The sequence below is a fragment of the Actinomycetospora sp. genome, assembly GCF_055612215.1.
The window spans coordinates 1-8,069 of record NZ_JBVPVA010000561.1 but is presented as its reverse complement, the minus strand read 5'-3'; the positions used below and the strand labels follow the sequence as shown (position 1 = coordinate 8,069).

General features: G+C 74.4%; 10 protein-coding genes. 7 read left to right on the top strand and 3 right to left on the bottom strand.

Annotated elements, in window-relative coordinates:
* Positions 1-106: 106 nt before the first annotated feature.
* Positions 107-640, top strand: coding sequence for a hypothetical protein (locus AC0CYZ_RS15515; RefSeq protein WP_472216859.1), 534 nt, complete (start codon positions 107-109; stop codon positions 638-640).
* Positions 641-672: 32 nt separating this feature from the next.
* Here the strand turns inward: AC0CYZ_RS15515 and AC0CYZ_RS15510 are convergent, their stop codons facing one another.
* Positions 673-2,745, bottom strand: coding sequence for an ATP-dependent DNA helicase (locus AC0CYZ_RS15510; RefSeq protein WP_472216858.1), 2,073 nt, complete (start codon positions 2,743-2,745; stop codon positions 673-675).
* A gap of 326 nt (positions 2,746-3,071) precedes the next feature.
* On the opposite strand from AC0CYZ_RS15510, the gene AC0CYZ_RS15505 reads away from it, so the two are divergent.
* Positions 3,072-3,854 carry a hypothetical protein gene (locus AC0CYZ_RS15505; protein WP_472216856.1) on the top strand — a complete coding sequence of 261 codons (783 nt, stop codon included), beginning with the start codon at positions 3,072-3,074 and terminating at the stop codon, positions 3,852-3,854.
* Between the two features lie 6 nt (positions 3,855-3,860).
* On the opposite strand, the gene AC0CYZ_RS15500 is transcribed toward AC0CYZ_RS15505, so the two are convergent.
* Positions 3,861-4,427 carry an isochorismatase family protein gene (locus AC0CYZ_RS15500; protein WP_472216855.1) on the bottom strand — a complete coding sequence of 189 codons (567 nt, stop codon included), beginning with the start codon at positions 4,425-4,427 and terminating at the stop codon, positions 3,861-3,863.
* Positions 4,428-4,449: 22 nt separating this feature from the next.
* Positions 4,450-5,733, bottom strand: coding sequence for a nicotinate phosphoribosyltransferase (locus AC0CYZ_RS15495; protein ID WP_472216853.1), 1,284 nt, complete (start codon positions 5,731-5,733; stop codon positions 4,450-4,452).
* A 123-nt stretch (positions 5,734-5,856) separates the two neighbouring features.
* Here AC0CYZ_RS15495 and clpS point away from each other — a divergent pair, with 123 nt between their 5' ends.
* The 5 genes from clpS to AC0CYZ_RS15470 all read left to right on the top strand — a co-directional run.
* A complete protein-coding gene (clpS, locus tag AC0CYZ_RS15490; RefSeq protein ID WP_472216861.1) occupies positions 5,857-6,153 on the top strand; it encodes an ATP-dependent Clp protease adapter ClpS in 297 nt (98 codons plus the stop codon).
* A 3-nt stretch (positions 6,154-6,156) separates the two neighbouring features.
* Positions 6,157-6,765 (top strand): DUF2017 domain-containing protein, encoded by a 609-nt coding sequence (locus tag AC0CYZ_RS15485; protein WP_472216851.1) that lies wholly within the window; start codon positions 6,157-6,159, stop codon positions 6,763-6,765.
* A 59-nt stretch (positions 6,766-6,824) separates the two neighbouring features.
* Complete coding sequence (locus AC0CYZ_RS15480) at positions 6,825-7,334, top strand: M67 family metallopeptidase (protein WP_472216849.1); 510 nt, start codon at positions 6,825-6,827, stop codon at positions 7,332-7,334.
* A gap of 86 nt (positions 7,335-7,420) precedes the next feature.
* A complete protein-coding gene (locus AC0CYZ_RS15475) occupies positions 7,421-7,696 on the top strand; it encodes a MoaD/ThiS family protein (protein WP_230734456.1) in 276 nt (91 codons plus the stop codon).
* Between the two features lie 26 nt (positions 7,697-7,722).
* On the top strand, positions 7,723-8,069 hold a 347-nt coding region (locus tag AC0CYZ_RS15470; protein ID WP_472216847.1), incomplete at its 3' end, for a PLP-dependent cysteine synthase family protein.

The window sequence follows — 8,069 nt, the reverse complement described above, 5'->3', positions numbered from 1 at the left end:
CTGCGTGGTGTGCCCCTCGACGAGGCGGCCCGGTGCCGATTTTCGCATCAGCGGCTCACAGCGCATGATGAGCCCGCTTCTGCGGATCACTCGGAGGGACCGGCCCATGTCTCGTGTCGTCGTCGGCGTCGCGGCCGTGCTCCTCGGGGTGCTGCTCAGCGGCTGCGCCACGTCGACGGCCGCACCGGCCGCCCCGCCCGCCTCCGCTCCCGCCGTCGCACCCGGGTCGGTGCGGATCGACGGCGCGGTGACCACCCCGACGACCCTCGACGCCGCCGCCCTCGCCACGCGTCCCCACACCGCGGTCGACGTGGCGTTCCAGAGCGCGAAGGGCGCCGAACGCCACCACGAGGACGGGGTCCCGCTCTCGGCCCTGCTCCCGACGACCGCGCTGGCCCTCACCCCGGGGCGCAAGAACGACCAGGCCGCGCTCGCCGTCACCGCGACCGGCGCCGACGGCTACGCATCGACCGTGTCCTACGGCGAGATCGACCCGGACCTGGGCAACCGCGGGGTGCTCGTCGCCACCGCCGAGGACGGCAGGCCACTCGCCCGCCCCCGCCTCGTCGTCCCCGGCGACGTGAAGGGCGCGCGGTACGTCTCCGACCTCGTCGAGCTGCACGTCGGCCACGTGGCCTGAGGCCACCCCCCGGAAGCGAGCTCGGACCGACCTCAGGCGCCGTCGCGCAGCCGCTCGAGCGCGCCGCGCACGACCGCCGGGTCCTGCGTCGACCAGAACGGCGGCAGCGACCCGCGGATGAACGCGCCGTACTGCTTCGTCGCCACCCGCGAGTCGAGGATCGCGACCACGCCCCGGTCCCCGGTGCCCCGCAGCAGCCGGCCCGCGCCCTGGGCGAGGAGCAGCGCGGCGTGCGTCGCGGACACCGTCAGGAACCCGTTGCCGCCCCGGGCGTCGACCGCGCGCTGCCGGGCCGCGACCAGCGGGTCGTCGGGGCGCGGGAACGGGATGCGGTCGATCATGACGAGCTGCAGCGACTCGCCGGGGACGTCGACGCCCTGCCACAGCGAGATCGTCCCGAAGAGCACGCTGCCGGTCTCGGCCGCGAACTTCTGGACGAGGGTGTTCGTCGCGTCCTCGCCCTGGCAGAGCACGGTGCCGTCCCAGCGGCCCCGCAGGTCCTCGGCGGCCTGCTTCGCGGCGCGCATCGACGAGAACAGACCCAGCGCCCGGCCCCCGGCGGCGCGGACCAGCCCGTCGATCTCGTCGAGCATCGCGCCGGACAGCCCGTCGCGCCCCGGCGGGGGCAGGTGGCGCGCGACGTAGAGGATGCCGGCCTTGGCGTGGGCGAACGGGGACCCGACGTCGAGGCCGTGCCAGACCAGGTTCGTCGCCGGGTCGTTGCCGTGCCCGCCGCCGTCGTCGGGGGGCGCCACCACCGGCGTCGCGCCCTTCACCGGCAGCCCCCACTGGCGCGCGAGCGCGTCGAACGAGCCGCCGAGCACGAGCGTCGCGCTCGTGAGCACCACCGTCGACTGCCCGAACAGCCGCGACGCGAGCAGGCCCGCGACCGACAGCGGGGCGACGTGGAGGGTGCGCACAGTCGTGGAGTTCAGCTCTCGCTCGGAGAGCCACACGACGTCGGGCCGCGTGGCCGGGTCCTCGCGGTCGAACGCCGCGATCAGCCGGCCGGCGACGTCGTGGACCTCCTCGACCAGCGCGGTCGCGAACCGGCGGGCGGCCGCGTCCGCATCGCCGTCCTTGGCGGTCTTGTCCCGCTCCGGACCGAGGGCCTGCCGGCACGCCCACGCGGCGTTGCGGATCGCGGCGAGCATGGTCCCGACGGCCTCCGGCATCGCCTCCCAGCGCCCCACCGTGGCGTCGGCCAGCACGGTGTCGAGGCCCTCGCCGGCGTCGAGCAGCTGGTCCGACAGCGCCTGGTCGACGAGCTTGGCGCAGCGCCGTGCCGCGGCGGCCGCCCCGGAGGACGTGAGCTCGCCGGTGGCGACGGACGTGACCCGGTCCACGAGGTTGTGCGCCTCGTCGACCACGACGACGTCGTGCTCGGGCAGCACCGCACGGCCCTCGATCGCGTCGATGGCCAGGAGGGCGTGGTTGGTGACGACGACGTCGGCGCGCCCCGCCTTGTGCCGCGCGAGCTCGGAGAAGCAGTCCTCGGCGACGGGGCACCGCGACGCGCCGAGGCACTCACGGGCGGTGACGCTGACCTGCCGCCACGCGCGGTCGGGGACGCCGGGGACGAGCTCGTCGCGGTCGCCCGTCTTCGTCTTCTCGGCCCACTCGTGCAGCCGCGTGACCTGCCGGCCCAGCGCCGAGACCTGGAACGGGTCGAACAGCTGCTCGTCGCCCGGGTCCTCCGCCTGCGCCCCTGACTCGATCTTGTGCCGGCACAGGTAGTTGCCGCGCCCCTTGAGGATCGCGAACGACGGTTCCTGGCCCAGCACCGGCTCGAGGGCCTTCGCCAGGCGGGGGAGGTCACGGTCGACGAGCTGGGCCTGCAGCGCGATCGTGGCGGTGGAGACGACGACCGCCTGGTCGGTCTCGAGTGCATGCCGGATGGCCGGGACGAGGTAGGCGAGCGACTTCCCGGTGCCCGTGCCGGCCTGCACCGCGAGGTGCTCCCCGGTGCGCAGCGCCCGCTCGACGGCGGCCGCCATGTCCTGTTGGCCCTCGCGCTCGCTGCCGCCGAGCGCCTCGACGGCGGTGGCGAGGAGGTCGGCCACCGAGGGCGCCTCGGACACCGCCGCGTCCGCGAGCTGCGCCACGCCCGACCACCTCCCCCTCGTCGGGGTTCAGAGTAGTGAGGCGGCGCATCGGTTCCCGGCACCGCCACGGTTGCTCCGTCCGAGCGAATCCGGGAGCTGTCCGTGGCGAGTTCGCGCACCATGATCACGAGTTCGGGAGCGACACGCCCAAGAGCAGCCGCGACACGCTCCCGAAGTCATGATCTTCGACTGCGGGCACGCCCCGCCGGTGCCCTCGCCATGATCAACCGCCTACGCCACCCGGACCGGGCGCCCGGGAGAGCCGGACGACGGATGTCCTCCGGGCCCCCGACGGAGCAGGCTGCCCCTGTGGGAGGCACCCGACGATGAACGCGCTGCGCCAGGAGCGGCCCCTCGCCCGCCACCGCTGGTGGTCGCTCGTGTTCGGTGGCGCCGGCTTCCTGCTCGTGCCGTGGATCGCGATCCTCTACGTCGTCCAGCCGCGCTCCGCGGCGGTGGGCGACCTGCCGCTCGCGGCCACGGGCGCGATCCTGACGATCGCCCTCGGGCTGCTCGTCAGCGCCGCCGCGGCCCTCGTCGGGTCGCCCTACCTGGTCATGACGACGGCCGCGACCGGCGTGGTCGCGCTCTGCACCGGGTTCTTCCACCTCGTCACCGGGACGGCGTACCACCCGCACGCCGCCGCCTTCACCACCGTGCTCGCGCTCGGGCCCATCGTCGTGCTCTGCGGGGTGCTCGCGTGCCGCCACGCCGGGGCGGCCCGGCCGCTGCCCCGGTCCCCGGTGCTCGCCGCGGTCCTCGTCGCGGCCGCCCTCGCGGCCGTGCTGGCCTGGACCGGGTCGAGGTCCGCGCACGACCCGGTCGCCAACGCCTACCACCTCAAGGCGACGTGGATCACCCTCGACGTCGCCGAGGCCGTCACGCTCCTCGCGACCGCGTTCGCCCTGCGGTGGCGGCCCGCCGTGGTGCCCGCGGTCGCCGCCGCGGCCGGGGCGCTGTTGTGCTGCGACGTGTGGTTCAACGTCGTCGGCGCGGTCGGGGAGGCCCGGTCCCAGGCGATCCAGCTGGCCGTCGTCTCGCTCCCGTTGGCCGTCGCGGCCTTCGCGGTGGGCGTCCGGGAGATCTCGCGCCCCGCCGGCACCCGGTGACCGGGCTCAGGCCGAGCGCGCCAGCTCGACCCCGGCCTCGGCCATCTCCGCCAGCGCGCGGTCGGTGGTCCCGGGCAGGACGCCGGCCACCAGGTCGAGCAGCACCGTCGTCCTGAAGCCCTCACGGACCGCGTCGAGGGCGGTGGCCCGGACGCAGTGGTCGGTGGCGAGCCCGCACACCTCGACGAGGTCGACGTCGCGGGCGCGCAGCCAGTCGGTCAGCGTCGCCCCGGACCGTGACGCGGCCTCGAACGCCGAGTACGCCGCGGTGTGTCGGCCCTTCGAGAACACCTCCTCGAGGGACGCGACGTCGAGCTCGGGGTGGAACGCGGCGCCCGGCTCGCCGATCCGGCAGTGCACCGGCCAGCTGTCGACGAAGTCCGGCGCCTCGGAGAAGTGGTCGCCCGGTTCCTCGTGGTAGTCCCGCGAGGCGACGACGTGGCTGTAGCGACCGTGCTCGGCGGTCAGGTGCGCGCTGATCGCCGCCGCGGTCGCCGCGCCCCCCGCGACCCCCATCGACCCGCCCTCGCAGAAGTCGACCTGGACGTCCACCACGATCAGGGCCCGCGCCATGGCGGCAGGGTAGCCGCGCCGATCAGTCGAGGAACGTCGTCGGGATCGCCGGCTCGCCCCGGGAGAGCTTGAGCCCCTCCCACGGGATCGCGACGAGGTTGGCGCGCAGGTGCTCGCGCGCGTCCGCGAGGGTGGGGAGCCCGCTGACCGGCTCGCCGCTCTTGACCAGCTCGATCGGCAGCACGCGGTCGTGCTCGCCCACCTCGACGGCGTGCTCGCGGCGGTGCACGACCTCCTCGGTCGCCGTCCCGGTCGGCTTGTGCCGGCGCACCGCCGACTTCGCGCCGCCCCGGGACTCCTTCGACGACGAGCGCTTCGCCACCGGCCGGCCCTCGACCTCCACGAGCTTGTAGACCATCCCCGCGGTCGGGGCGCCCGAGCCGGTGACCACCGAGGTGCCCACCCCGTAGGCGTCCACCGGCTCGGCGCGCAGCCCGGCGATGGCGTGCTCGTCGAGGTCGCCGGAGAGCACCACCCGCGTCGAGGTGGCGCCCAGGGAGTCGAGCTGGGCGCGGGCGCGCTGGGCCATGACGCCGAGGTCGCCCGAGTCGATCCGCACCGCGCCGAGCTCCGGGCCCGCGACGCGCACCGCGGTCTCGATGCCCGCGGTGATGTCGTAGGTGTCGACGAGCAGCGTGGTCCCGACGCCGAGGGAGTCCACCTGGGCGCGGAACGCCTCCTCCTCGGAGTCGTGCAGCAGCGTGAACGCGTGGGCCGAGGTGCCCGTCGTCGGGACCCCGTAGCGGGCGGCGGCCTCGAGGTTGGACGTGGCGTCGAACCCGGCCAGGTACGCCGCGCGCGCGGCCGCGACGGCCGCCTCCTCGTGCGTGCGCCGCGACCCCATCTCGATGAGCCGGCGCCCCGCGGCCGCCGTCGTCATCCGCGCGGCGGCCGAGGCGATCGCGCAGTCGTGGTTGAGGATCGAGAGCACGAGCGTCTCGAGCAGCACGCACTCGGCGAAGGTCCCGGTCACCGAGAGGATCGGCGAGCCGGGGAAGTAGAGCTCGCCCTCGGGGTAGCCGAGGATCTCCCCGCCGAACCGGGTCGAGGCCAGGTGCTCCAGCGTGCGGTCGGAGATCGACCCCGTCGCGCGCAGTGCGTCGAGCTCCTCGTCGCCGAAGCCGAACCGCCCGAGGGCCTCGATCAGCCGGGCCACGCCCGCGACGACCCCGTACCGGCGCCCGTGCGGGAGGCTGCGCGCGAACACCTCGAACGTGCAGCGACGATGCGCGGTGCCGTCGGCGAGTGCCGCGTCGAGCATCGTCAGCTCGTACCGGTCCGTCATCAGGGCGGTCCCGCTCGTCATCCGGCCAGCCTAGGGGCCGGATGCGGTCGAGGGCGGGTGCGACCACCCCGCCGGAGCTGAGACGATGGGGACATGCGCGTGCACGTCGGACAGGGCGGCTGGGGAGCCGGTCCGGTCGCACGGCTGTCGGCGCCCGCCGAGCCGGCGACCACCGTGGAGGAGCGTCCCGAGGAGCTCGTCGACGCGGACACCCCGTGGCAGACGATCGTGTGGAACGACCCGGTGAACCTCATGTCCTACGTGACCTGGGTCTTCCAGAAGCTCTTCGGCTACGACAAGGCCAAGGCGACCGCGCTGATGATGGACGTGCACCAGTTGGGTCGGGCGACGGTGTCGTCGGGTAGCCGGGAGAAGGTGGAGGGCGACGTGGCCAAGCTCCACGCGGCCGGCCTGTGGGCGACGATGCAGCGGTCGTCGTAGCCCGTGCGCACCTGGAGACGCCACGGCCGCGGCGAGCGGGCCCGCTTCGTCGCCGTCCTCGACCCGCCCGAGGCCTCGGTGCTGCGCGGGCTGGTCGGGCAGGTCGACGACATGCTCTCCGGCCGGGCGGACGCGTCCCCGAGCGACGAGCTGTCCGCGCTCACCGGCATCCGCACCGGGCCCTCGACGGCGCCGGACGACCCGGTGCTCGCCCGGCTGCTCCCGGACTTCCACCGCCCCGACGCCGACCCCGGTCACGACGGCGGCGGCCCCGGCGGCTCGGGCGGCCCAGGTGGCTCCGACGGGGCCGCGCTCGCGGCGGCGCTGCGCTCGGTGCGGGAGCCGGAGCTCATCGAGGCCAAGCGCGACGCGATCGCCACGCTGCTCGCCTCGCTCCCGGCCGGTGGGGGCCGCGTCGAGCTGACGGTGCCGCAGGCCGAGGCGTGGCTGACGGCGGTGAACGACGTGCGCCTCGCGCTGGGCACTGCGCTCGAGGTGAGCGAGGACATGCCCGAGCAGCTCCCGCCCGACGACCCGCGGACCGACCACCTGCCCGTCTACCACTGGCTGACCTGGCTGCAGGACTCGCTGGTCACGGTGCTGATGCGCTGAGACGTCGGGCGCCTCACGTCGCGCTGTCCGCGCCCCGGCGGCCACGTAGGGTGGGCGTCGTGCTGGTCATCCGTGCCGACCTCGTCGAGGAGATCGTGGCCCACGCGCGCCGCGACCACCCGCGCGAGGCGTGCGGGCAGCTGCTGGGCCCGGAGGAGAGCGACCGGCCCGAGCGCTACGTGCCGATGACCAACGCCGACGACGCCGAGGCCCGCGGCAGCGACTACCGGTTCGACTCCCGCGAGCAGTTCGCCGTCCACAAGCAGGCCCTGGAGAACGACGAGGAGCCGATCGTCGTCTTCCACTCCCACACCCGGGTCCCGCGGCGCCCGATGACCGACTCCGGCCTGCCCGAGGCGTACCCCTCGGTCAAGGACATCGAGTACATGGGCCTGCAGCCCGGGGTGCACTTCGCGATCGTCGCGCTGAGCGGTCCCGACGCCGAGCCCGACCTGCGGTCGTTCCTGCTGGGTCCCGACGGCGAGGTCGTCGAGGACGAGATCCAGGTCGTCGAGAACTACATGTTCTCCCACACCGGCGCGGGCGACGTCCCCCCCGCCCAGGGCTGACCCTCGCCGTCGAGGTCCCGGAACAACGGGCCCGCGTGCGACGCTGTTCGTCGAAGAGTCCGAACGTGATCCCAGGAGGAAACGCCGTGTCCGCCACCGTCTCGATCCCGACGATCCTGCGCACCCACACCGGTGGGGAGAAGCAGGTCAAGGCCGACGGGTCGACGCTGCAGGAGGTCATCACCGATCTCGAGGCGAACCACCCCGGCATCAAGGACCGGCTGGTCACCGACGGCGCGCTGCACCGCTTCGTGAACGTCTACGTCAACGACGAGGACGTCCGCTTCGCCGGGGGCCTCGACGCGCAGGTGCCCGACGGCGGCACGGTGACGATCCTGCCCGCGGTCGCCGGCGGGCGCTGAGCCCTCCCCCTTCTCTGGAGCACCCGATGGCGCGGTACGACTCCCTGATCGATGCCCTGGGCGAGACCCCGCTGGTGGGGCTGCCCTCGTTCTCGCCCGCCCCGCACGTGCGGCTCTGGGCGAAGCTCGAGGACCGCAACCCCACGGGCTCGATCAAGGACCGCCCCGCGCTGCGCATGATCACCAAGGCCGAGGAGGACGGGCTGCTGACGCCCGGCTGCACGCTCCTCGAGCCCACCTCGGGCAACACCGGCATCTCGCTGGCGATGGCCGCGAAGCTCAAGGGCTACGACCTGGTGTGCGTCATGCCGGAGAACACCTCCGCCGAGCGCCGCCAGCTCCTCGAGATGTACGGCGCGAAGATCATCTTCTC